The following is a 22,270-nucleotide window of genomic DNA, read 5'->3' as shown; positions in this document are numbered from 1 at the left end:
CGGTCGCTCACCCGTCGTTGCGGTTGTTCATGGAGGCCTCGAAGGCCTGGAGGGTGGTGCGCGACCGGCGCAGGGGCCGGGTGAGTTGCACCGCGATGTTGTCGTCGATCCGGCCGATCCGCCCTTGGGTCAGAGCCCAGTCGCCGCACCGGACCGCGATCAGGTCGGAGGGCTTGGTGTCGAACATCAGTGTATCGCCGACCTTGAGGGACAGGACCTTCTTCAACGGCAGCATCATCTCGTGCAGCACCGCCTCCATGGTGGCGTCGGCCTGCCAGATTTCGGTCGCGAGGTGACTTTCCCAGACGTGGTCGCGGCCGAGCTTCTCGCCCATGAAGCTCTGCATGAGCAGTTCACGGATCGGCTCGATGGTGGCGTAGGGAAACAGGATCTGCAGCAGGCCGCCGCGTCCGTCCATGTCGAGCTTGAGGCTGATCAGGATGGCGGCGTTGGCGGGCCGGGTGATGGTGGCGAAGCGCGGGTTGGTCTCGATCCGGTCGATGGCGAAGCGAACCGGCGAGAGCGGCTGGAAAGAGAGTTCGAGGTCGGTGAGGATGATCTCGACGAGGCGTCGGACCAGCTGCATCTCGATGGTGGTGAAGGGGCGTCCGTCGAGGCGCGTCGAGGATCCACCGCGCTTGCCGCCGAGCAGCAGGTCGAGGGTCGAGTAGGCCAGGTTCGATTCCACCGTGACGAGCCCGGAATTCTCCCAGGCATCGGCTCGGAAGACGCCCAGCAGCGTCGGCAGCGGAATGGCGTTCAGGTAGTCGCCGAAACGCACAGAGGTGATGTTGTCGAGAGTGACCTCGACGTTGTCCTGGAAGAAGTTGCGCAGGCTTGTCGACAACAACCGGATCATCCGGTCGAAGACGATTTCCAGCATCGGCAGGCGTTCGTACTGGACGACGCCGGAATCGACGATCGCCCGGACACCGCCGGCTCCCGATGCGGAGAGTTCGCGCAGGGAGAAGCCCAGGACGCCGTCGATCTCGTCCTGGTTCAGAATCCGGTCGTTGCCGGCAAGTTCGGGGAGGTTGTCGGTCTCCCCGTCCTCGATCATCGTCGCCCATTCGGCGGCGACGTCGCTGGCATGGGTCGTCGTGCCCTGCTCGGCCAGGGCCGCCCCCCACTCGTCGGCGAGCGATGCTTCGCCGCCCTCGGCGTTCTGGGCGATGAGCGCGGCGGCCCAATCGTCTTCGTCGATCTCGTCTTCCGGTCCGGCCATCAGACTCTCGTTACCTGCAACGTCTCAGACAATCTGGTTGGTCGCTCGGGATGAACGCGCGCGCTTTACGCGCGCGCTGAGGCGCGGATCGCCTATTGGATCACCACGTCCTTGAACAGTACCGCCTCGGCCCGAGCCGGGTGGATGGCGACGTTGACCCGGCGCAACAATTCCTCGCGCAGGCGGTAGATGCCGGCCGAGCCAGCGAGGTCGCTTGCCCTGAGATCGCGCAGGTACACCTGGAGGGTATCCTCGATGCGCGGCATCAGGGGCTTCACCTCGCTTTCGACCTTGGCATCCTTGAGCTCGATTGCGACCTTGACCTTGGCGAAACGCGTCCGATCCTGACCGGGCTCGTTGGCGAGATTGACCGTCATCTCCCGCACATCGAGGAACACGACCGGCTTCTTCACCTCGGCAACCGCGTCGGCGTGCCCGTCGCCCCCAGCCTTCTTCTTCATGAAGAAGAAGCCGCCGCCCGCCGCCAGCGCCACGACGACCGCGCCGATGATGAGGATCTTCTTCTTGCCGGCGGGCGGGGCATCGCCTTCCACACCCTCTTCACCCTCGGCGACGGCCTTTTTCGGCTTCTTGGCCATCGGTGGACCTCGCAGGTGGATCGGTAGCGCGACGGGCTGCCGCTCAATTCCCGCGGCTCCCACAAAGGTATCGAGCAGATAAGGTTAACGCGCCGTTAAGGCGGCAAAAGCTGCCGGGTTGGAGTTGCCGTGCGGCCGGTAATGGGCAGCCTCCGGAAGCTCCTCAATTTCATGTAACGCTCTCATTTTAAACGATAAAAGACTCCGAACCGGTTTGGCACGCCGCATGCGGAGATGTCTGCGTCGTCGCTCGTCGGGACTGAGAGTGTCATGCAGAACGCATTGCTCGTGGGGGTTTCAAGCCAAGTCGCGCTTCAGCGCGAGCTGGACGTGATCGCCAACAACATGGCCAACATCTCCACCAACGGCTTCAAGGGGCGAAACACCCGCTTCCAAGAGTACCTGATGCCGGTGGCGAGCGCCGAATCGTTCAAGAAGCCGGACCGACCCGTCTCCTACGTGATCGACCAGGGCACTGCCCTCGATCTTGCCCAGGGCCCGATTGAGCAGACCGGCAATCCCCTCCACGTGGCGGTGCGGGGTGAGGCTTTCCTGGTGGTCCGCACGCCGAACGGAGACCGGTACACCCGCAACGGCGCATTCGAAACCGACGCCCGGGGCACGCTGGTGACCAGCGACGGCTATCCGGTTCAGGGTGACGGCGGTCCGATCCAGATCAATCCGCAAGAGACCGGCATCGCCATCGGCCCCGACGGAACGGTCTCGACCAATCTCGGCATTCGCGGACGCGTCCGGCTGGTGACCTTCGCCAATCCTCAGGCGCTCACCAATGAGGGCGCGAACCTGTACGCCTCGACGGCACCACCCCAGGCCGCCGGCCTCGCCGGGCGGGTGGAGGCCGGTGCCCTCGAGCGCTCGAACGTGAAGCCGGTCCTGGAAATGACCCGGCTCATGGACGTGAACCGCACCTACACCATGGTTTCGGGCGTGATCTCGCGCCTCGACGACCTGCGCGGCACGGCGATCCGCCGTCTCGCCGACGTCGCGTAAGGATCTCCGCAGATGCGCGCCCTCTACGCTGCCGCCACCGGCATGGCGGCCCAGGAACTCAACGTTCAGGTCATCTCGAACAACATCGCGAACCTGCGCACCACCGGCTACAAGCGCCAGCAACCGCACTTCCAGGATCTGCTGTATCAGAACCTGCGCCGGGCCGGCTCATCGACTTCCGACCAGAACACGCAACTTCCCGCCGGCCTCGCCATCGGGTCGGGTGTGAAGACCACCTCGACTGCTCGGGTGATGTCGCAGGGCACTCTGACGAGCACCGAGAAGGAATATGACGTCGCCATCCGCGGCGAGGGCCTGTTTCGGGTCACCCTGCCGGACGGGCGCACGGCCTACACCCGAGACGGTTCTTTCGATCTGTCGGCACAGGGCCAGCTCGTCACCCGTGACGGTTACCTTGTCGATCCCGGCGTGACGGTGCCGAACAATGCCACCTCGGTGACGATCAGCGCCCAGGGTGCCGTGCAGGCGACGGTGCCGGGCCAGACGGCTCCGCAGGCGCTGGGCCAGTTCCAGCTCGCGCGCTTCGTCAACAAGGTCGGCCTCGAGTCGATCGGCGACAACCTGTTCATCGAGACCGCCGGGTCCGGTCCCGCCATCAACGGCCTGCCGGGGGCGGAGGGCTTCGGCAACCTTCAGCAGAGCTACCTCGAGGAGGCGAACGTCAACGCCGTCACCGAGATCTCCTCCCTGATCGCTGCCCAGCGCGCCTACGAGATGAACTCGAAGGTGGTGACGGCCGCCGATCAGATGCTCTCGACCACCTCCCAGATGTTCCGCAGCTGATCGGGCTCCTGACCATGCATGCTCTGCGACAGATCCCGCCCCGCCGTTCCGCCCGCGTTGCGACCTTGAGCGCTGCCATTGTCGCGCGGACTTTGTTCGCCGTGCTGGCCCTGTCCGTCCTCACCCTGCAGGTGTTGGCGCAGGACGCGCGATCGGCCGGCGCTCCCATGCGCCTCCGCGGCGACGTCACGGCGCGCGGCGACGTGCTGACGCTCGGAGACCTCGCGGAGGGTGCGGCCGCCGAGATGGCCCTGCGTCCGCTGTTCCGGGCGCCGGCTCTCGGCGCCACCGGCACCATCCAGGTGCGCCGCATCGCCGAAGCGATCGCGGGGCTCGGGCTCGGCTCGGTCGAGACCGGCGGCCGGCTTCAGGTGTCGGTCCAGCGCGCCGCCCGCAAGGTGACGCAGCCGGAGATCGAGGCCGCCCTCAAGCGCGCTCTCGATTCCGGTTACGGCGTCGACTCCCGCAATTTGGCCATCCGCCTCGATGGCGAAGCGCCGGTCCTGCTGGCGCCCCTCGATCTGAACGGCCAGGCCGTTGCCCTCGACCTCAGCTACGATGCCCGCTCACGTCGAATCGCTGCCCTGATCACGCTCGGCGAGCGTCAGGCATCCCTGCGGGTGTCCGGTCAGGTCATAGAGATTCGCGAAGTCGCGATCCTCGGCCGGAGCCTCAATCGCGGCGAGACCATCCTGGCCTCGGATCTCACGGTGGAGCGCCGCCCGCGGGAGGCGACCCCGGCCGATGCGCAGGGGTCGCATGCCGATCTCGCCGGGCAGGTGGCGCAGCGCAGCCTGAGTGCCGGCGCGATCCTGCGTTCGGGGGACCTGGCACCCCCCGATCTGGTGGCACGTGGCGAGGCCGTGACCATCGTGTTCGACTCCCCCGGCCTGAATCTCTCCCTCCGGGGGCAGGCCAACGAGAGCGGCCGTCTCGGGTCATCGATCACGGTGACCAACCCGATCTCGAAGAAGATCCTGTCCGCCACCGTGATCGGGGCCGGCCGTGTCTCGGTTGGTCCGGCACCGCTGCTGCGCCAGGCCAGTGCGGCCTTCGACCCACCGACCGTTCAGCGCTGATCCGCTTCGTTCGCGTCCCTTTTCCGGTTTGCCAAAGGTCCGGTCCCCATGACCTACCGCCTCTCGCCCGCTCTTGCCGTCACGCTGATGTGCACCGCGCTCGGTGCCTGCAACACGGCCGACCGCCTGTCCCAGATCGGTGCGACCCCCGCCCTTTCGGCCATCGAGGATCCGACTTCTCAGGCCGGCTACAAGCCGGTGCGCCTGCCGATGCCGGAGATCCAGCCGGTGTCCTACGCGCCGAATTCCCTATGGCGGACAGGCTCGCGCGCCTTCTTCAAAGACCAGCGTGCAGCCCGGATCGGCGACCTCGTCACCGTGAAGGTCAACGTCACCGACAAGGCGAACCTGAACAACGAGACCAAGCGCTCGCGCTCGAACGCGGAGGGAATGGGATTGCCCAATGCCTTCGGTTTGGAGAGCAGCAAGGGCATCGCGGCATCCGGGATCAGTCCCGACAAGCTCATCACCGCCACCTCGAACACGTCGAGCGACGGCGCCGGCTCGGTTCAGCGCAACGAGACGGTGACCACCAGCGTGGCGGCGATCGTGACGCAGATCCTGCCCAACGGAAACCTCGTGGTCGAGGGCAAGCAGGAGATCCGGATCAACTTCGAGGTGCGGGAACTCATCGTCGCCGGCGTGGTCCGTCCCGAGGACATCGAGTCGGACAACACCATTGAATCCAGCAAGATCGCCCAGGCGCGGATCGCCTATGGCGGGCGCGGTCAGATCACAGACGTCCAGCAGCCGCGTTACGGCCAGCAGCTGGTCGATGTGTTGCTGCCGTTCTGAGACCGATCGGCGCCCCGTGGATGGGCGCCGAGATCGTGTCGTCAGCAGCCCGATCGATCACGGGTCGATCCAGGAGAGGATTCTGTTCGAGATCAGGTGACAGGCTATCCGGGGTCAGTCGTCGCGATAGACTCGCTCGCGACGCTCATGGCGCTCCTGCGCTTCCAGGGACAGTGTGGCGATCGGACGGGCATCAAGGCGTTTCAGCGAGATCGGCTCGCCGGTCTCCTCGCAATAGCCGTAGGAGCCGTCTTCCAGACGCGCCAGCGCCGCATCGATTTTGCCGGTAAGCTTTCGCTGTCGGTCGCGCGCCCGCAGCTCGATCGAGCGATCGGTTTCAGAAGATGCGCGATCGGCGAGGTCAGGATGATTTTCGTTCTCGGTCTGTAATGCCACCAGCGTATCCTGCGCCTCCCGCAAGATATCAGACTTCCAGCCGAGCAATTTGCGACGGAAATACTCCCGCTGCCGATCATTCATGAACGGCTCGGTTTCACTCGGTACGTATCCGTCCTCAATCGTGATCTTCGCCATTCGCGCCTCTTGCAGCCGGTTCGCGGCGATCATTTTGCGTGGCTATAATGCAGGGGGCAGGCCACGACAACGCATCGTGATCCCTACTCACGGCAATCCTCTCGGATGTTTTGCGCGCTGCGGCAAACACGCAACGGCTGCAAACCCTCTGCAAGTCGCTTTGCGCTGCAACAACGGCGACGCTTTGTCATGGACTTTCTAACCTGCGTTAAAATGCAGGCTGAATGGCTTCCGCCGGTCTCACCAACCCTGTGGCCGAGATCGAACACAGGGCGCCGCAAGCGGAACCGGAGCGATGGCCCTACGTTGGGCTCGGCACCGCCGAGAATGGTAAGTCTTCAGCAGTCGAGATCTTGGCCGAAGTTCCTCAAGGTTTTACCTAGGTTACTACCACCAAGATAATCGGCCTAACTTATGGTTGATACTTGGGGCCGATGGCGGTCAGGCTGGCTGTATCGACGTGGTTTTGTGCGAATCGCCTAATATTCACTACAAACCATGTGGTCGATGTGCCGATTGCTGTCTCGGCAAGTGATTATTATTTCCTACGATCCGGAGCATATCTCATGGCGACCAAGGTCAAGTCTCTGCACGATGCGTTTTATGAGACGCTGAAAGACGTTTACTACGCCGAGAAGCAGTCGGTCCGAGCCCTCAAGAAGTCAGCGAAAGCGGCTCAGCACGAGGAACTTCGCAGCGCCTTCGAGACGCATGCCGAGGAAAGCGCCGAGCAGGTCGAGCGTCTTCAACAGGTCTTCGAGATCATCGGCAAGCCGGCGCGCGCCAAAACCTGCGAGGCGATGCAGGGCATCACCTCCGAGATGGAAGAGGATCTCGAAGATTTCGCCGACAGCCCGGCCGCCGACGCTGTGCTGGCTGCCTGTGCCCAAGCTGTCGAGCATTACGAGATCGCTCGCTACGGGACGCTGAAGACCTGGGCGCGGCAGCTCGGTTACGCGGATGCCGCCAAGCTTCTGGAACAGACCCTTGAGGAGGAGAAGAAGACCGACGCGCTCCTCAGCGAGATCGCCGAGCGGATCAACACGGATGGAAGCGAAGAGGCCGAGGCCGCCGAGGAGGCGCCGCGCGCCAAAGCGAAGACCAAGGGCTGAACGGTCCCTCGAGGACGAGGGGAGAAGCGGGGCGCTGAGTTGGCTGGTGCTCCGCCCTTCGCCAAGCAGGTCAGAATGCTACCGAGGGGGAGAGCTTGGCGAGTTCGACGGCGGCCCGCAACTCAATATCGGCGATCAGACCGTCGAGACGCGGGTCACCGCTGATCCCGGTCCGGTCGGCCAAGCGGCGCGCGATGGACTGGAGGTCGCGCGTCGAGACTCGTCCCATGATGAGCGAGGCCTTGAGGCGGTCCAGCCCATCAAGGAGGTCGCTGCCGCGCTGGGTCGAGCGCCGCCGACGCTCCTCTGGGGTGTCCGCGTTGCACTGGAGGGTCAGGATCGCATCGAGTCCGGCCAGAGAGGCTGCCGGGGTGGCCGCAGCGCTGGTGGACGCCTTGCCGGGGTCTGAAAGGGTAAAGGACCGCATGGTGTCGTTGCGACGAGCGCCCGCGGCCGCCGGACCGGTGTTCAAGGTGACGAAGCGGGGATCGACGCGCATGGGAAAAGACCAATCGGGGCGGCGGTGCGCCCTGCACCGTGAGAATCCGCCGATGATGGTTAAGCCGGCGTAAAGAGCCCGGCAGAAAATGCCGGGTCGGCATGAAGCAATCAGTCCGACGGATCGTACATCCCTGCCCTCGCAGAAGAAAACCATTCAATTCCAACGCATTGGGGAAACGATTGGCTTGGCATGGTCCTGGCACGGTATCCGGGACATCCCTGCTGCGAAGAGCCCCATGCCTGACAGTCAGAACGGCCCGTCCCGGCTTCATCGCTTCACCATCTGCTTGCTGGCAGCGATGGCCCTGGTTTTGGGCCATGCGGCTCCTGTCCTTGCCCTGTCGCGGGTCAAGGATCTCGCCAGCGTCGAGGGCGTGCGCCAGAATCAGCTCGTTGGTTACGGCATCGTCGTCGGCCTCAATGGCACCGGCGATACCCTGAACAACATCCCGTTCACCAAGCAATCGTTGCAGGCGATGTTGGAACGGCTCGGGGTCAACACCCGCGGGGCGACCATGCGCACTCAGAATCTGGCGGCCGTGATGGTCACGGCGAGCCTGCCGCCTTTCGCGACCCAGGGGAATCGCATCGACATCACCGTCTCCTCCCTCGGCGACGCGAAGTCTCTCCAGGGCGGTACTCTGCTGGTCACGCCTCTGCTCGGCGCCGATGGCGAAGTCTACGCCCTGGCCCAGGGCTCGGTCGCCATCGCGGGCTTCTCCGCCGAAGGGGACGCCGCCAAGATCACGCGCGGCGTGCCGACCAACGGGCGCGTTCCGAACGGGGCCATGATCGAGCGCGAGATGGCGTTCAAGATGAACGACATGCGGTCGCTTCGTCTCTCCCTGCGCAACCCCGACTTCACGACCTCCAAGCGGATCGCAGCCGCGATCAACGACTTCATGGGGGCGGACACGGCCGAGCCGACCGATCCGGCCACGGTTACTCTGCAGATTCCGGCCCGCTACACCGGCAACATGATCCGGCTCGTGACCGAGGTCGAGCAACTCAAGGTCGAGCCGGACCAGACCGCGCGGGTCATCGTCGACGAGCGCTCCGGCATCATCGTCATGGGGCGTGACGTGCGCGTCTCCACCGTGGCGATCGCGCAGGGCAACCTGACCGTGACGATCACCGAACAGCCGCAGGTCAGCCAGCCCGCTCCCCTCTCCAACGGCGCCACGACGGTGGTGCCGCGCACCGGCGTCAAGGTCGATACCGGCGACGGCAACAAGCTCGCCGTCGTGAAGGAGGGCGTGACCCTGCGGGAACTCGTCGACGGCCTCAACGCCCTCGGTATCGGTCCTCGCGATCTCATCTCGATCCTTCAGGCGATCAAGGCGTCCGGCGCCCTGCAGGCCGACATCGAGGTGATGTGATGCCTGTTCTCTCCATCTCCTCAAACCGACCCGAGAGGTAATCCCATGCTGTTCGCGCCCCTCGCCGCCAGCGCCGCCCTTGGGGTCGGCAAGGCCATCGTCGGAGACATCGCCAAGACCGTCCAAAGTGCGGTCGGCTCGGGCACCGCCACGGCCGCCAAAACCGCCGCTGAGGCCAAGGCGAAGAAGGCTTCGACGGATTTCGAATCGATGTTTCTCGAGCAGTCCCTCGACCGCCTGTCGCAATCCGAAGGCACCGATGGCCCGCTCGGCGAGAACGGCACCGGCGGTGGCGTGTACCGTTCGATGCTGACCAAGGAATATGCCGGCCAGATCGTGAAGAGCGGCGGCGTCGGCATCGCCGATCAGGTGTTTCGTGAGATGATGAAGATGCAGGAGGGTGGCGGTGCAAAGGTCAGCTGAGACACAAACGCCTCGCATCGCAGACCGCGCCGGCGCTCAGGCGCTGGTCACCGGCGTGTTGGCGAGCCTCGAAGCGCTGGAAGCCGTGCTGGCCCGGGAAAGTGATCACATCCGGGTCGGTCGAATGCGTGAGGGACTTGCGGATATGGATCGCAAATCCGCCCTGGCGGCGGCCTACTTCCAGGGGCTCGAGGCGATCAAGGCCAATGCCATCGTGCTCGCCCGTTTCGCACCGGAGGACATCGAAACCCTGAAGGCGGCGCATCTTCGCTTTGCTCAGGCGCTGGAGACCAATCAGGCGGTCCTCGCCACGGCGCGGGGCGTCTCCGAAGGCCTGGTAAAGACCCTGGTGGACGAGATCGACCGGGCTCGAACCCCCACGGTCTACGGCCGCCCCTCGCAGGCGCCCTCCCCCTATGGACGCAGCGGCGGCGCCCGCAGCCAGCCCCTGGTCCTATCGCGCAGCCTCTGACGAAGGACCAAGGAACGCGATAAACGGCCGGGTGGCGCGTCAGGGCCGCCCGTGACCCATCCGCACGAAGGCGCGCACCGGCCCGAACTCGGATTCACTGCGGGTGTCGATCGAGAGCTGCCCCGCGGTGACGGGCGCAGTGCCGTGACTGCCGATATTCAGGGCGCCGATCGCCCGGCCGCTCAGGCGAATGCAGGTCGGCGAGCCCGGAACGCGCACGAAGCCGGGACCCTGCTTCGGACAGGGCTGGCGGGTCTCCCGCTGCCGCAGGTCCGGATGCGGTTTCGGTCGCTCCCCCGGCTGCGCCGACGCGGCAAGGTCTCCGCCGAAAAGCGCGGCGAGGCCGATCGCCGATGCGGCACGCATCGCAGAGGTCATGCCGGGTCCCCCGTCCTTGAACCGAAATCCGGGATAAGCCATCCCGCCTTCCCGGCCAAGTTCGGCGGCCGGAAGCTGCTGCTTCGTCAGCCGGAAACTGCTGCTTCGTCAGCCGGAAGCTGCTGCGCGAGCGCGTCAGCTGAGATAGTTCACGAGGTTCAGTTTCGAAAGCATCGAGGTGACCTGATAGCTCGCCTGTAGCTGCGTCTGGAGTTGCAGCAGCTGGGCGGTCACCTCCTGGGCCGAGATGTTTTCCACGCCGTCGAGCGAGCCCTGCAGGGTGGCGCGATTGGTCCGGTTGTCGGCCTTGGTGTTCGAGAGTGTGTTGGCGGCAAGCCCCATATCGCTCGCAATGCCTGGAACACCACCCGCTTTGCGCGAGTCTGTGACCAGGAGGGCTCTGGCGCTGTCAGCGAGCGCGCTGAAGCGCTGCGCGTCCGGCGTCCCGCTGACGGCGGTCGTTCCGGGATCAGCCGCGATGATCGCAAGACCCGAGAGCACGGCACGGATCGGCGCTTCGTTGGCCTGGGCGCCGATGTTCAGGATTCGATTGGCGCCGATCTGAGCCGTGGCCGTGGCGCGTGGATCGGGAGACGTATCGTCGCCCTTATACCAGATCACCGTCTTGGTGCTCGCCTGCTCGGTGTAACCCGTGGCCTGACCGTTAGCGAACGTGATGCGCCGTGGAGCGAAGCCCGGCGATTGCGATCCGGCAAAAAAATCCTGCGCCGCCCGCGATGCCGAACTGGCCGCGAGACTGGTCGAGGCAGACCCCTCCAGGGCATTGGTCACGGCCTTCGACAGGCTCTTGGCGATGGTCGGCAGGTCGCCCTCGAGGGAGAACTCCGTCGTGGAGGCGGCATCGGCGGTGGCCCTGGCGGTGAGGGTCAAGGTCTGGGTCGTGCCGTCGCGCAGGCCGACGCTGACGGTCACGGTGTCGCCCGCAAGGGGCGTCCCTATCAGGCCCAGGGTCAGAGACGCGGGCGTGCCCCCGCTATAGGTCGAGGTGATTCCGACCCGATCCGGCCCCTGGATTCCAGCGACGGTGGCTTTGCCGAAATTCTTCTCGCGATCCGCTCCGAACCGCTGGTTCAACACGGCCTCGGCAACATCCGGACGCAGCGCCGTCGGATCATCGTCGGTGGCTGCAGCCTTGATCGCATAATCAACGAAGGTCTGGGTGCCGTCGGGTTGATTCAGGGTCACCCGAATGCGGTCCCCCTCTTGCGGAGCCGCCGCGAACTTGAAACTGACGTTGGACGGTGCGCCGCCCCCGGTCGCACTCGGCTCGATCGCGTCCGGGTTGGAACTCGTGGCGCCGAGCAGTCGAAACCCGAAATTGGCGCGCATCTCCATGCCGGCCGCGCTGATGCCGCCGTCTTCCGAGAGGCTGACGGTCGCGCCGTTCGCCGCGGTCGTGATCCGGCCGGAACCCGTTCCGAGATCGGCCGCCTTCTGCTCCGCGATCAGGGTCTTCAATCCGTCGAGGTTCCGGGCGACGTCTCCGTTCAGGATGGTATCGGCAGTGGCCACCGGCGGCGCATCGGTCGCGCGCCCGCCGAACAAGTATTGGCCGCCCATGTCGACGTTCAGGGCATCGATCGCGGCGTCCAGGCTGTTGCGGGCGATCTGCGGCGTGTTGTCGATGGTCGAGCCGTTGCTGGCGGCGAGCGAACGCTGAAGATTGGTACCGAGATTGTTGATCTGGGTGATGCTCAGGTTGGCCAGGGTAACGCGCGTGGTCGCACCCGTGATGGCTGCATCGTACCCGTCAAGGGCGCTCAGGGCCGCATGCGCGCTGAGGCTGGTGGTGCGACCCGTCCCGAGGCCACCATACGTCGTCGCCGTCTTGCCGCTGGCGAGCTGGTTGGTCAGCGTATCGAGGCGACCCTTCAGGCCGACAAGATTGGCCGTGTTGCGGTCGCCGAGATAGGTGCTGGCGTTGAACGGAGCGATGCTCATCGGTTCCTCGGGAGAATGCGTGACCTCGGTCGGGCTTTGCGTTGGGAAGGCTTGAACACCGCGGACTCGTCCTAGATCCGCAGCAGGGTGTCGAGAAGGTCGCGGGCGGCCGTGAGCACGCGCGCGTTGGCACTGTAGGCGGTCTGGAGCTGCACGAGCTTCGACATCTCCTCGTCGATGCTCACCCCCGACACCGATGCGACCCGGGCCTGCGCCGTCGCCAGCGCGATTCCCTGGCCCTCGTCGAGGCTCTGCGCGGAAGCGGCGCCGGCGCCCTGCGTGTCGATGATGCGCTGGGCGAAATCCTGGACGCTGGATGTGTAGGGCGCGTCGACGCCCCCGATGCCGCTCGCCGCCGCGAAGGTCCGGCTCGAGCCGATGAGCGCTCCGTAGAGGTATTGCGGGCGCGTCGCGTCTGACGCCAGGGTGTTGGACGCCGTGTTGACGAGTTGGGCGGTGTTGGTGGCCACGGCCTGGTTGACGGTGATCCGCTGGGCAAAGCCGGTCAGTTGCGATCCGCCCTCGAAGGAGCCGGTATAGAGCGTCCCCTTGCCTCTGCTGTCGAGGAAGAGCGGGATCTGTGGCTTGCCGGTCTGGAAGTCCGTTGGATTCGCGGCCTGAGTTACGCTGGCGCTGATGCCGAGAAGCGTCGGAGCACCGGCGGCCGGGTTGCTGGCGATGCGCAAGCTGCCGGCGGCGGCGCCCGGCTGGTTGCTGACATTAAATTCGGAGCCGAGGGCAGCCTGCAGGGCGGCGCGAAGATCCGTTGTCGGATTGGTCAGCCTGATCATGCTGATCTTGGCGTTCGGATCGCTGAGATCCGCGCGGTTGACGCTCGGGGGGGTCGCCGAGCTGTAGGGGATCAGCACACGATTATACGAGACGCCCATCGCGTCCTTGAGGCTGACCGTGATCGCATTTCCCGAGCTGAGGCCGGCGAGATCGATGTCCAGCGCATTCGCCGTTCCATCCAGGGGCACGGTGCCGACGGCGGCTCGGTCGGACATCGAGCGGGACAGCCCGGCGGCGAGTTCATCGAGCTGCCGCTGGGCTTGGGGCAGAATCGAGTCGCGCAACTCGATGGCTGCCGCGAGTGAGCCCGAGCGAATGGCCTGCGAGGCGATGAGGTCGACGCGAGAGCCGCCGGGGGTCGTGGCGGTGATGGTGCCAACGCCTCGCGTCGCTGAATCCTGCGTATAGGCAGAATCCGGATCCAGGGCGCCTCGGCCGTCGAAGCTCAAGGTCGCCGCCGCGCCGCGATCGACCAGGGTCATTCCGGACGTGGTGATCACCGTCACCGTGCCGTTGCGCTGATCCACCGTCTGCACGTCGAGAAAGGCGGACAATCCGTTGATGGCCTGGTCGCGCTGGTCAAGCAGGCTGGCACGGGCGCCCTCGTCGGAGGCGCTGGTAATCTGCGTGTTGAGGGTCGCGATCGAGGACAGGTAATCGTTGGCCTTGGCCGTGTCGCTGCCGAGCTGGCTTTCGGTGGCCGAGCGCAGATCCTGTACGCCCTGCGCGATGGTGCCGATGGTGGAGGCGAGGTTCGCGGCCCTGGAAACCACGGTGGCACGGGCCGGTGCGGAGGTCGGATCGTTGGTCAATGATTGCAGGGACAGCGCGAAGTCGTTGACGACGCCATCGAGCGCGGTCGACGATCCCGGCATCCCGTAGAGCTGGTCGAGGGACGTGCGAACCGTCGAGAGGAAGCCCGTATAGGCGGACCCAGAGGTTTCCATCCGCAACTGTTTGAGGGACGCCGCATCGAAGGCGCGGCCGAGCGTTCCGATGGAGACGCCGGAATTGCCGATGCCCTGCGCCACGGACGTGAGGGTACGCTTGGAGTATCCAACGGTGCCGACGTTCGCGATGTTCTGCGAGACCACGCCAATGGCGGCCTGGGTCGCCTTCAGGCCGGCCGAGGCGGTGTTGATCGCATTAAAGCTCACGAGGCTTCTCCCTTGCCTGTCGGTTCACGTCCGGTCGCGGGTGTCCTCAGCGAATGATGTTGATCAGCGCGGATATCATGTCCTGCGCCGTCGAGATGACCTTCGTGTTGGCAGAGTACGCCTGTTGGGTTACGATCATCTTCGAGAATTCACTCGCAATGTCGGTGTTGGATTGCTCGACATTGCCGCCGATGATCGAGGTGGTACCGAGGCCGACCAGCGGCGTGCCGGAATCGAGAGTCTGCTGATAGGTGCCGTTTGACGTCGCCTTGAGGCCATCCGAATTGATGAACTGCACCACCTTGATGTTCGCCAGAGCGACCGTGTTGCCGTTGCTGTAAGAACCAGCGATCTTGCCGTCCTTGGTGATGCTGAGGTTGTTCAGGGTGCCCGATGTAGAGCCGTCCTGGGTCAGCGCATTCGTGGTGACGGTGCCGCCGGAGGAGGTGTAGCCAGTCAGGCCCCCGGTGCCGTAGGAAAGCTGAATGTTCCCTAGATTAACTCCATCCACCGTGAGGGCGGGGATCGTTACCGAACTGGCCGCGGGCGCAGTCAATTGGCCACTGCTGTTGAACTGGAAAGCCGTTCCAGCGTTCGTCCAGGTACTATTAGTGCTCAGGACCGTGCTCTGATTGGCGTAGAACAGGTTCCAGACATCATTCGTCCCCGCCGCCGCATTGCCGTTCTGAACCTTTGCCCAACGGGTCGTGAGGGTGACGGGGGCCCCCCCTGCAGTGTAGGCGGTGAGGACAGGACCCGAAATGCTGCCGTTGATGAAACTAGTCGCGTCGGCCGCCGACACGGTTGCGGTGCCGGTCCCGGACAGGATGGCGGGGTTGGCCCCCGAGGCCAGGGTGCCGAGAAGCTCGGTGCCGGGCTGACTCGCATTGGCCTTGGCGGTCGCGGGCGTCTTCGGCAGGTTGGCCGAATAAGTGATGGTGGAGGTCGGCTGTGCCGGTAGAATCGTGTTCGCGACCTGGATCGGACCCTCGGCGGTCGCCTGCCCGGTGACCGGATCGAGGCTGCTGCCCTTCAGGTAGGAGCCGGCCCCGTTGACGAGATAGCCGTCTTTATCCAGGGCAAAGTCCCCGCGCCTTGTATAGGTATCGCCGGTCACGAAGCTGGATTGACCGTTGGCGTCGCCGGATTTGGTCGTGACCGCGAAGAAGCCTTCGCCGTTGAGCGCCATGTTCGTCCCGATGTCGGTGGCGTTCAGGCCGCCCTGCACCGTGGTGGTCTGCCGCGAATTTGCGGAGACCGATCCGGCGACCTGCCGACTCGGTGACTGCTGTTCCGCGACGAGATCGACGAAGCTCGTATCGACCCGCTTGAAGCCGGTGGTCTGCGAGTTCGCGATATTCCCGGAAATGTTCTCCAGCGAGAAGGACTGAGCCTTCAGGCCGGAGACGGCCGTCTGCATCGCGGAGAAGACATCCATGACCGAAAACCTTGTGTGACGATCGCTTCGCCGGCGCAGAGCGGCACGGACCGGATCTCGTCCAGCAATCCACGTGCCAAGCGTAAGGTATTGTCAGTAATGGTTTTTCTGCAGGGATGACCCGGCAGGAACGGCCGGGAGACGGCCGGATCGGCAGCTTTTGCCGAGGCGCTTTGGTCGAAGGATCTTGTTTACGCGACGTTATCGCCGATTCCGCTAGTGTCCCGAAATCGAAGGCGGTGGATCGCTATCATGAGAGCCAAACGGTCGACCCTCGTCCATCTGATCTACTTCTCGCGATTGAACCTCGCGGCGGATGCGCCCACGCGGACCCGGCAGATCGGCGAGATCACGCGGCAGGCGCAGAAGAAGAACGAATTCTCGGTGATCACCAGCTTCCTGATCATCGAGCAGAATTTCGCGGCCCAGATCATCGAAGGCGAGCGTACGTCGGTGAGCGATACCTTCGCGCGGATCAGCAGCGATTCCCGCCACCGCGATGTTCAGATCGTCGAATGGCGCGAGATCGTGAAACGGGAATTCGTGAACTCCTTCACCACTGGCATACGGGGTCCGACGAATGACGCGCTGTTTCAGAAGGCCGCCCTTCTCCCCATGTTCCAGCGCGGAACCCCGAAGAGCACCGCAATCCACGCCCTGGCGGCGACCCTGCAGGCTGAGTCAATGACGAAGCAGGGCATCGACCATCTGTTCGTCTAATGCCGACGCGGCTCAGTCCGACATCGGGGTCCTGTCCTCAAACCCGTGATATTCCATGAGCGATACGCCCGCGATCCTCATCGTCGACGATCAGGAGAAGTTGCTTAAGCTGATCATCCTCTTGATGAACCGGCTCGGCTTCCCGGATGTCGAGGGTGTGACCGACGCCGTCACGGCTCTGGAGCGAATGCGTGAGCGTCGCTACTCCCTCGTGATTTCCGACCTCGACATGGAGCCGATGGACGGGCTCTCGTTTCTGCGTGAGATCCGGGCCGACGACGCCCTGATGAACACCCCCTTCCTCCTCACCGAAGCGTCCTTCGATTTCGAGGACATCAACCTCGCGCACCAAGCCGGTGCGGACGCCTTCATCCTCAAGCCCTTCGACATGTCGGTGCTGAAGACCAAGCTCAAGCAGGTCATCAACCGCAAGCCGCGTCGGCGTGAAGCGCCGCTCGCCGCGGAATCGGCTCTGAACATCGATTTCCCGATGCTAGGTAAGTTCTGAATTCGGCCCCGACGGGTACGGATTGCGCCGTCCCCTCAGGCGGGCACCACCCGCCGATAGAGGTGCCATGTCGCGTGCCCGAGGATTGGCATGACCACCGCGAGCCCGACGAAGAGCGGCAGAGACCCGAGCACCAGAAGACCGGCCACGATGAAGCCCCAGGCTGTCAGGATGCGGGGATTCCTGCGGAAAGCGGCCAGCGAGGTTTCGATCGCCGTCGCAAGATCGATGTTCCGATCGACGAGCATCGGCACCGAAACCACGCTGATCGCCAGCACGACGAGAGAGAAGGCGAACCCGGTGAGGTTCCCGACGATGATCAGCGCCCAACCGCGCGGCGTCAGGAAGACATCTCGGGCGAAGTCCAGCAGCGAGGCTGGCTCTGCATCGCCGTACAGCGCCCAGTAGAGTCCCTGGGCCGCCACCAGCCAACTCACGAAAATCGCAGTCAGCAACATGCCCATGCCGGCGAGCGCGCCGGCTGCCGGCCGTGTGAGATTGGCAAACGCCAGGGCCCACTCGGTGGACAGCCCCTGCTCACGTCGGCGGCTTAGTTCGTAAAGCCCGATGGCCGCGAAGGGTCCGATCATGGCGAAGCCTGCGGCCAGGGGGAACACCAGCGGCAGGATCTCCAGCCCGAAGGCGACGGTCGCCAGGACGACCCCCACCAAGGGGTAAATCAACCCGATGAACAGCGCATGGGTGGGCATCGCCAGGAAATCATCGACGCCGCGTCGCAAAGCCATGGACAGATCATGGCCATCAATCGTGTTCACGGCTGGCCGCGCCATCGCATGGCCGAAATCGTCGACAGGAAGAGTCGTCATCGCTCAAGCCCTCTCGCAGGGGTGAAGCTCACGACGTCGAGGCCCAAGCCTTTCCGCGTCTGCTCGTGCGTGAAGGCGCCGAGAGCGAAGACCCGGAAGGATATCCGATTTGTGAAAACCTGTCTCCACCCAGATCATGCAAGAGAAACAATTTCGCAGCACTTGTCACGTTCCGCGAAAGCTTGACCTTAGGCTGCCCGCTTCTGATAATCCTTGATGTCGCTGAAGCGAATGTCCGGCGCGCGCTCCTCCTCGTAGCGCAGGGAGAAGGCCGTGGTCGCCATGAAGACCGGAGCGCCGTCGAGATCGCTCGCCATGGCGGACCCGTGGCTGCCGATGAACTTGTCGAGCGTTGGCTCTGTCTCGGCGGTGATCCAGCGGCAGATCGAGAAGCGTGTCGGTTCGTAGTCGATCGGCAGGCCGTACTCGGCCTGGAGCCGCTCCTTCAGCACGTCGAGCTGCAGGGCGCCGACGACCCCGACGATGGCCTGGGAGCCGTCATGCGGTCGGAAGACCTGAACGACGCCCTCCTCGCCCATCTGCTGGAGAGCTTCCTTCAGCTTCTTGGCCTTCATGGCATCGGTCAGCTTGATCCGGCGCAGGATCTCCGGCGCGAAGCTCGGCACGCCGCGGAACACGATCTCCTCGCCTTCCGTCAGGGTATCGCCGATTCGCAGCGTTCCGTGGTTGGGGATGCCGACGACATCGCCCGCGAAGGCCTCGTCGGCGATGGCCCGGTCCTGGGCGAAGAAGAATTGCGGGGCGGAGAGCGACATCGGCTTGCCGGTGCGCACCAGCTTCGCCTTCATGCCCCGGTTCAGGCGGCCCGAGCACACGCGCATGAAGGCGATCCGGTCGCGATGGTTCGGATCCATGTTCGCCTGGATCTTGAAGACGAAGCCGGTCATCTTCGGTTCGGTCGGCTCCACGAGGCGCTTGTCGGCATCCTGCCCGCGCGGTGGCGGCGCGAAGCGGGCAAGCCCGTCGATGAGATCGCGTACGCCGAAGTTCCGAAGGGCCGAGCCGAAGAACACCGGCGTCATATGGCCCTCGCGGAACGCCGCCAGATCGAACCGCTTCAGTCCGGTTTCGGCAAGCTCCGCCTCTTCGCGCCAGGTCGCGGCCTCGCCGTTCTCCGTCAACAGCTGGTCGAACAGCGGATCGTCAACGCCCGTCACCGCCACCGTGCCGGCGTCGTCGGCCGCGTCCAGGCGGCGGACACGACCGTTGCCCAGGTCGTAGGTGCCGGCGAAGCTGCGTCCGCGGCCGATCGGCCAGGTCACCGGTGCAACGTCGAGCGCCAGCACCTTCTCGATCTCGTCAAGAAGCTCGAACGGGTCCCGCGCTTCCCGGTCGAGCTTGTTGATGAAGGTGACGATCGGGATATCGCGCAGCCGGCAGACCTCGAACAGTTTGCGCGTGCGCGCCTCGATGCCCTTCGCGGCGTCGATGACCATCACGGCGGAGTCGACCGCCGTCAGGGTGCGATAGGTGTCCTCCGAGAAGTCCTCGTGGCCCGGAGTGTCGAGGAGATTGAAGACGCAGTCGCCGTACTCGAAGGTCATCACCGAGGTGACCACGGAGATGCCGCGCTCCTTCTCGATGCCCATCCAGTCCGAGCGGGTCGACACGCGGTTGCGCTTCGCCTTGACCTCGCCGGCGAGTTGGATCGCGCCGCCGAACAGCAGCAGCTTTTCGGTGAGCGTGGTCTTGCCGGCATCCGGGTGCGAGATGATCGCGAAGGTGCGGCGCCGGGCGACCGGATCGGCCTTCGTCTCCGGAGCTTTGGTCTCGGTCTGCATCAGCATGGCGGGCAATAATTTCCGGGTCCGCGCGCGGCGGCGCTGCGTTCGCGACGTCTAAGCGAAGAAGAGCTGTTCTGTAGGCGTTTCGAGCGTGATGCGCAAAACTCAGCCGCGCCCGAGATAGGGCATGTTGGTGGCGACCACGGTGAGGAACGGGACGTTGGCGGAAAGCGGAAGCCCGGCCATGTATACCACCGCGTCGGCCACGTGCCGGGCATCCATGACCGGCTCCGCGCGAATGCTTCCATCCGCCTGCCGTGCACCGAGGGCGATGCCAGCCGTCATCTCCGTCTCGGCATTGCCGATATCGATCTGCCCGCAGGCGATGTCGTACGGACGCCCGTCCAGGGCGGTCGCCTTGGTCAGGCCGGTGATCGCATGCTTGGTGGCCGCATAGGGCGCCGAATGGGGGCGCGGCACCTGTGCGGCGATCGAGCCGTTGTTGATGATGCGCCCGCCCCGTGGTGCCTGCGCCTTCATCATCCGGAACGCCGCCTGCGTGCACAGGAAGGCTCCGGTGAGGTTCACGTCCACCGACTGCCGCCAATCGTCGAGGGTGACCGCGTCGATGGCCGCCCCCGGGGTGAACACGCCCGCGTTGTTGAACAGCAGGTCGAGGCGACCGAACCGTTCGGACACCCGCGCAAACAGCTGCGCCACGGAAGCCGCATCAGCCACATCGGTCTCAACAGCCTCGGCGGAGACCCCGCACGTCTCAGCCAAGCCGGCAACCTCCTCCAAGGGGGCGCGGCGGCGGCCGGCCAAGACCAGATGAAACCCGGCTTCCGCGAGGCCCAAGGCCACCACCCGTCCGATTCCCGAGCCGGCTCCCGTCACGATCGCGATCCGCTCGCCCATGCTCCGACCCTCCGCTAAGCGACGCACGACCATAAAGCGCCTTCCCTCCCTGTTGCCAGCACCCGGCACTGCGTCTAGACACACCTCCGCCGAGCGCGATGGGGCGTCGCCAAGTGGTAAGGCAGCGGTTTTTGGTACCGCCATTCCCAGGTTCGAATCCTGGCGCCCCAGCCAATGTTTCAGGAACCGGCTCTGGCCCTCCTCTGAAGCTTGGTCTGCTGGCCCGGGCTCCGGTTGACGGGGCGATCGGTGGCACTGTTCGGATCGGCTCGTTCCCTGCCGCGTCTCGCTGATCGGCGAGGAAGACGCGCTTTGGCGCACTTCGGCGCGGGAAGGATCTTGGTTGCGGACAATCTTGGCCGCGAACGATCTTTGCCGCGCCGGAGCGGAACATCGCGTCTTGCGAGCCATGCCCGCCTTGACGCTCGAACATCATCCCGCGCACGCATTCGGGCACTCCATGCGGACAGGAGGCTGGCCGCTTCGGTACGACTCCCACCGCTCGAAATGCGGATGCTCCCGAAAGCCCCATGCGAGTGAGGGTTCTCCCGTTCGGCGGCGCTCGGCAGGTGAGCACCAGGCATGCGCTCGCGTCCGTAGGGAATGCGGAGTCGCGACGGGCGGGGATTGGTCGCGCAACGCTCCCTCGCCACCCCTTCGGCTGCCCGCTGCCGCAACGGCTCGAACAACGGGCCGACCGATGCCGAGGCGCCTCCATCCTAGAGCTGTGCCCTGGCGGGTTGAATCGCTTGGGGTAGGCGATCTGGCTGGCGTGTGATTCACTGGATGGGCTTGTGAGGGAGGATTGCCATGCCTTCAGCCCTGTCGGTCGATCTGCGCGAGCGTGTGGTCGCCGCGATTGAAGCGGGTGCATCGCGGCGTCAGGCTGCCAAACGCTTTGGGGTCGGGGCAGCCAGCGCGATCCGTTGGCACGAGCGCTTTCGGCAGGACGGGCGGATCGCGCCCAGGCCCATGGGCGGCGACCGCAACTCGCAGCGCCTGGAAGCGCAGGCGGCCCTGATCCTTCGGATCCACGAAGAGCACCCGCTCTCCTTCCTGCGGGAACTGAGCGACAGGCTCTCGGAACGGGGCGTCCGCGCCAGCACGAGCAGCCTGTCACGCTTCTTCGCCCGGCATGGGATCACCCGTAAAAAGGGGCTGTCCACGCGGCCGAGCAGGAGCGGCCGGATGTGAAGGCCGCGCGCGAGGACTGGTTCGAGCGTCAACCCGATCTCGATCCAGATCGCCTGGTCTTCCTCGACGAGACGGCCGCCACGACGAAGATGGTCCGCCGGTATGGCCGTGCTCCGTGCGGTCAGCGCTGCCGGATCGCCGTACCTCACGGGCACTACAAGACCACCACCATCACCGCCGCCCTGCGCGCCACGGGATTGATCGCCAGAACCGTCTTCGATGGAGCCACGAATGGTCTGCGCTTCCGGGCCTACGTCACCGACACCCTGGCTCCGGTCCTCAAGCCCGGTGACACCGTCATCCTCGACAACCTGAACGCCCATAAGGTCGCCGGGGTGCGCGAGGCCATCGAGGCAGTCGGCGCGCGGGTTCTCTACCTCCCGCCCTACAGTCCGGACTTCAATCCGATCGAGCAAGTCTTTGCCAAGGTCAAAGCTCTCCTCCGAACGGCTGCAGCACGGACCGCCGCCGACCTAACCACCGCCATCGAGAACGCGTTCGCCGCCGTCCGACCGGATGAGTGCCGAAACTACCTCGCCGCTGCCGGATACGATGCCTACGAGCCAATCTGAAAGGGAACGGCTCTAGTGCTTGTCCTGAAGCTAAAAGGACCGATACGGTTCTTAAGAAACACTCATCGTCACTCATTAGATCCAATATAAATCAAATCTGTATTGAAAGATATTGCGTTTTGTCA

Annotated in this window: 22 protein-coding genes and 1 tRNA gene; 12 read left to right on the top strand and 11 right to left on the bottom strand. The window is 64.9% G+C overall.

Annotated features, from left to right (window positions below):
- Nucleotides 1-7 precede the first annotated feature (7 nt).
- Nucleotides 8-1,225 (bottom strand): flagellar motor switch protein FliM, encoded by a 1,218-nt coding sequence (gene fliM, locus ACV7NL_RS11805; protein WP_056186231.1) that lies wholly within the window; start codon nucleotides 1,223-1,225, stop codon nucleotides 8-10.
- A gap of 92 nt (nucleotides 1,226-1,317) precedes the next feature.
- Entirely contained in the window at nucleotides 1,318-1,824 is a 507-nt protein-coding gene (gene fliL, locus ACV7NL_RS11800; RefSeq protein WP_056186235.1) for a flagellar basal body-associated protein FliL, read from the bottom strand.
- A gap of 270 nt (nucleotides 1,825-2,094) precedes the next feature.
- Here fliL and flgF point away from each other — a divergent pair, with 270 nt between their 5' ends.
- From flgF to flgH, 4 genes are read left to right on the top strand one after another with little or no spacing between them, the layout of a single operon-like run.
- Nucleotides 2,095-2,835, top strand: coding sequence for a flagellar basal-body rod protein FlgF (gene flgF, locus ACV7NL_RS11795; protein ID WP_463355771.1), 741 nt, complete (start codon nucleotides 2,095-2,097; stop codon nucleotides 2,833-2,835).
- A 12-nt stretch (nucleotides 2,836-2,847) separates the two neighbouring features.
- On the top strand, nucleotides 2,848-3,639 hold the full coding sequence (flgG, locus tag ACV7NL_RS11790; RefSeq protein WP_056186239.1) for a flagellar basal-body rod protein FlgG: 792 nt from the start codon (nucleotides 2,848-2,850) through the stop codon (nucleotides 3,637-3,639).
- Nucleotides 3,640-3,653: 14 nt separating this feature from the next.
- Nucleotides 3,654-4,718 (top strand): flagellar basal body P-ring formation chaperone FlgA, encoded by a 1,065-nt coding sequence (gene flgA / locus ACV7NL_RS11785; RefSeq protein ID WP_463355770.1) that lies wholly within the window; start codon nucleotides 3,654-3,656, stop codon nucleotides 4,716-4,718.
- A gap of 48 nt (nucleotides 4,719-4,766) precedes the next feature.
- Nucleotides 4,767-5,513 carry a flagellar basal body L-ring protein FlgH gene (gene flgH, locus ACV7NL_RS11780; protein ID WP_056186246.1) on the top strand — a complete coding sequence of 249 codons (747 nt, stop codon included), beginning with the start codon at nucleotides 4,767-4,769 and terminating at the stop codon, nucleotides 5,511-5,513.
- A gap of 114 nt (nucleotides 5,514-5,627) precedes the next feature.
- Here the strand turns inward: flgH and dksA are convergent, their stop codons facing one another.
- Nucleotides 5,628-6,047 carry an RNA polymerase-binding protein DksA gene (gene dksA / locus ACV7NL_RS11775; RefSeq protein ID WP_056186249.1) on the bottom strand — a complete coding sequence of 140 codons (420 nt, stop codon included), beginning with the start codon at nucleotides 6,045-6,047 and terminating at the stop codon, nucleotides 5,628-5,630.
- Between the two features lie 566 nt (nucleotides 6,048-6,613).
- Here dksA and ACV7NL_RS11770 point away from each other — a divergent pair.
- Entirely contained in the window at nucleotides 6,614-7,159 is a 546-nt protein-coding gene (locus ACV7NL_RS11770; protein ID WP_056479641.1) for a YciE/YciF ferroxidase family protein, read from the top strand.
- Between the two features lie 70 nt (nucleotides 7,160-7,229).
- Here ACV7NL_RS11770 and ACV7NL_RS11765 read toward each other — a convergent pair whose 3' ends face one another.
- The gene (locus tag ACV7NL_RS11765; protein ID WP_463355769.1) at nucleotides 7,230-7,658 is read right to left on the bottom strand and encodes a flagellar assembly protein FliX; all 429 of its coding nucleotides are present in this window, start codon (nucleotides 7,656-7,658) and stop codon (nucleotides 7,230-7,232) included.
- Between the two features lie 301 nt (nucleotides 7,659-7,959).
- Here ACV7NL_RS11765 and ACV7NL_RS11760 point away from each other — a divergent pair, with 301 nt between their 5' ends.
- From ACV7NL_RS11760 to ACV7NL_RS11750, 3 genes are read left to right on the top strand one after another with little or no spacing between them, the layout of a single operon-like run.
- Nucleotides 7,960-9,039 carry a flagellar basal body P-ring protein FlgI gene (locus tag ACV7NL_RS11760; RefSeq protein ID WP_463357110.1) on the top strand — a complete coding sequence of 360 codons (1,080 nt, stop codon included), beginning with the start codon at nucleotides 7,960-7,962 and terminating at the stop codon, nucleotides 9,037-9,039.
- A gap of 45 nt (nucleotides 9,040-9,084) precedes the next feature.
- A complete protein-coding gene (locus ACV7NL_RS11755; protein WP_056186259.1) occupies nucleotides 9,085-9,462 on the top strand; it encodes a rod-binding protein in 378 nt (125 codons plus the stop codon).
- On the top strand, nucleotides 9,446-9,934 hold the full coding sequence (locus ACV7NL_RS11750) for a hypothetical protein (protein WP_056186609.1): 489 nt from the start codon (nucleotides 9,446-9,448) through the stop codon (nucleotides 9,932-9,934). Before ACV7NL_RS11755 ends, ACV7NL_RS11750 begins: the two co-directional genes overlap by 17 nt.
- A 39-nt stretch (nucleotides 9,935-9,973) precedes the next feature.
- Here the strand turns inward: ACV7NL_RS11750 and ACV7NL_RS11745 are convergent, their stop codons facing one another.
- The 4 genes from ACV7NL_RS11745 to ACV7NL_RS11730 form a co-directional block, all read right to left on the bottom strand.
- Nucleotides 9,974-10,312, bottom strand: coding sequence for a porin (locus ACV7NL_RS11745; protein ID WP_463355768.1), 339 nt, complete (start codon nucleotides 10,310-10,312; stop codon nucleotides 9,974-9,976).
- A gap of 135 nt (nucleotides 10,313-10,447) precedes the next feature.
- Complete coding sequence (locus ACV7NL_RS11740) at nucleotides 10,448-12,274, bottom strand: flagellin (RefSeq protein ID WP_463355767.1); 1,827 nt, start codon at nucleotides 12,272-12,274, stop codon at nucleotides 10,448-10,450.
- Nucleotides 12,275-12,345: 71 nt separating this feature from the next.
- Nucleotides 12,346-14,223 (bottom strand): flagellar hook-associated protein FlgK, encoded by a 1,878-nt coding sequence (gene flgK, locus ACV7NL_RS11735; protein WP_463355766.1) that lies wholly within the window; start codon nucleotides 14,221-14,223, stop codon nucleotides 12,346-12,348.
- Between the two features lie 46 nt (nucleotides 14,224-14,269).
- Nucleotides 14,270-15,661, bottom strand: a complete 1,392-nt coding sequence (locus ACV7NL_RS11730) for a flagellar hook protein FlgE (protein WP_056186271.1) — start codon at nucleotides 15,659-15,661, stop codon at nucleotides 14,270-14,272.
- A gap of 252 nt (nucleotides 15,662-15,913) precedes the next feature.
- Between ACV7NL_RS11730 and ACV7NL_RS11725 the strand changes: the two genes are divergently transcribed.
- Complete coding sequence (locus ACV7NL_RS11725; RefSeq protein WP_056186274.1) at nucleotides 15,914-16,381, top strand: BLUF domain-containing protein; 468 nt, start codon at nucleotides 15,914-15,916, stop codon at nucleotides 16,379-16,381.
- 55 nt (nucleotides 16,382-16,436) lie between these two features.
- On the top strand, nucleotides 16,437-16,889 hold the full coding sequence (locus ACV7NL_RS11720) for a response regulator (RefSeq protein ID WP_056186277.1): 453 nt from the start codon (nucleotides 16,437-16,439) through the stop codon (nucleotides 16,887-16,889).
- A gap of 35 nt (nucleotides 16,890-16,924) precedes the next feature.
- Here ACV7NL_RS11720 and ACV7NL_RS11715 read toward each other — a convergent pair whose 3' ends face one another.
- The 3 genes from ACV7NL_RS11715 to ACV7NL_RS11705 form a co-directional block, all read right to left on the bottom strand.
- Nucleotides 16,925-17,680: a DUF2189 domain-containing protein gene (locus tag ACV7NL_RS11715; RefSeq protein WP_463355765.1), complete on the bottom strand. Its 756-nt coding sequence runs from the start codon at nucleotides 17,678-17,680 to the stop codon at nucleotides 16,925-16,927.
- 224 nt (nucleotides 17,681-17,904) lie between these two features.
- A complete protein-coding gene (locus tag ACV7NL_RS11710) occupies nucleotides 17,905-19,524 on the bottom strand; it encodes a peptide chain release factor 3 (protein ID WP_463355764.1) in 1,620 nt (539 codons plus the stop codon).
- Between the two features lie 102 nt (nucleotides 19,525-19,626).
- Nucleotides 19,627-20,379, bottom strand: coding sequence for an SDR family oxidoreductase (locus ACV7NL_RS11705; protein ID WP_463355763.1), 753 nt, complete (start codon nucleotides 20,377-20,379; stop codon nucleotides 19,627-19,629).
- 99 nt (nucleotides 20,380-20,478) lie between these two features.
- On the opposite strand from ACV7NL_RS11705, the gene ACV7NL_RS11700 reads away from it, so the two are divergent.
- A tRNA-Gln gene (locus ACV7NL_RS11700) sits at nucleotides 20,479-20,553 on the top strand.
- Between the two features lie 636 nt (nucleotides 20,554-21,189).
- Nucleotides 21,190-22,145 (top strand): IS630 family transposase gene (locus tag ACV7NL_RS11695; protein ID WP_207414393.1). Its coding sequence is split into 2 segments (ribosomal slippage): nucleotides 21,190-21,541 and nucleotides 21,541-22,145, totalling 957 coding nucleotides; the frame shifts between segments, so codons are not numbered across the junction.
- The last annotated feature ends 125 nt before the right edge of the window (nucleotides 22,146-22,270 follow it).

The organism is Methylobacterium sp. Ger2507, from assembly GCF_055231875.1.
This window is presented reverse-complemented; position numbering and strand designations above follow the sequence as displayed.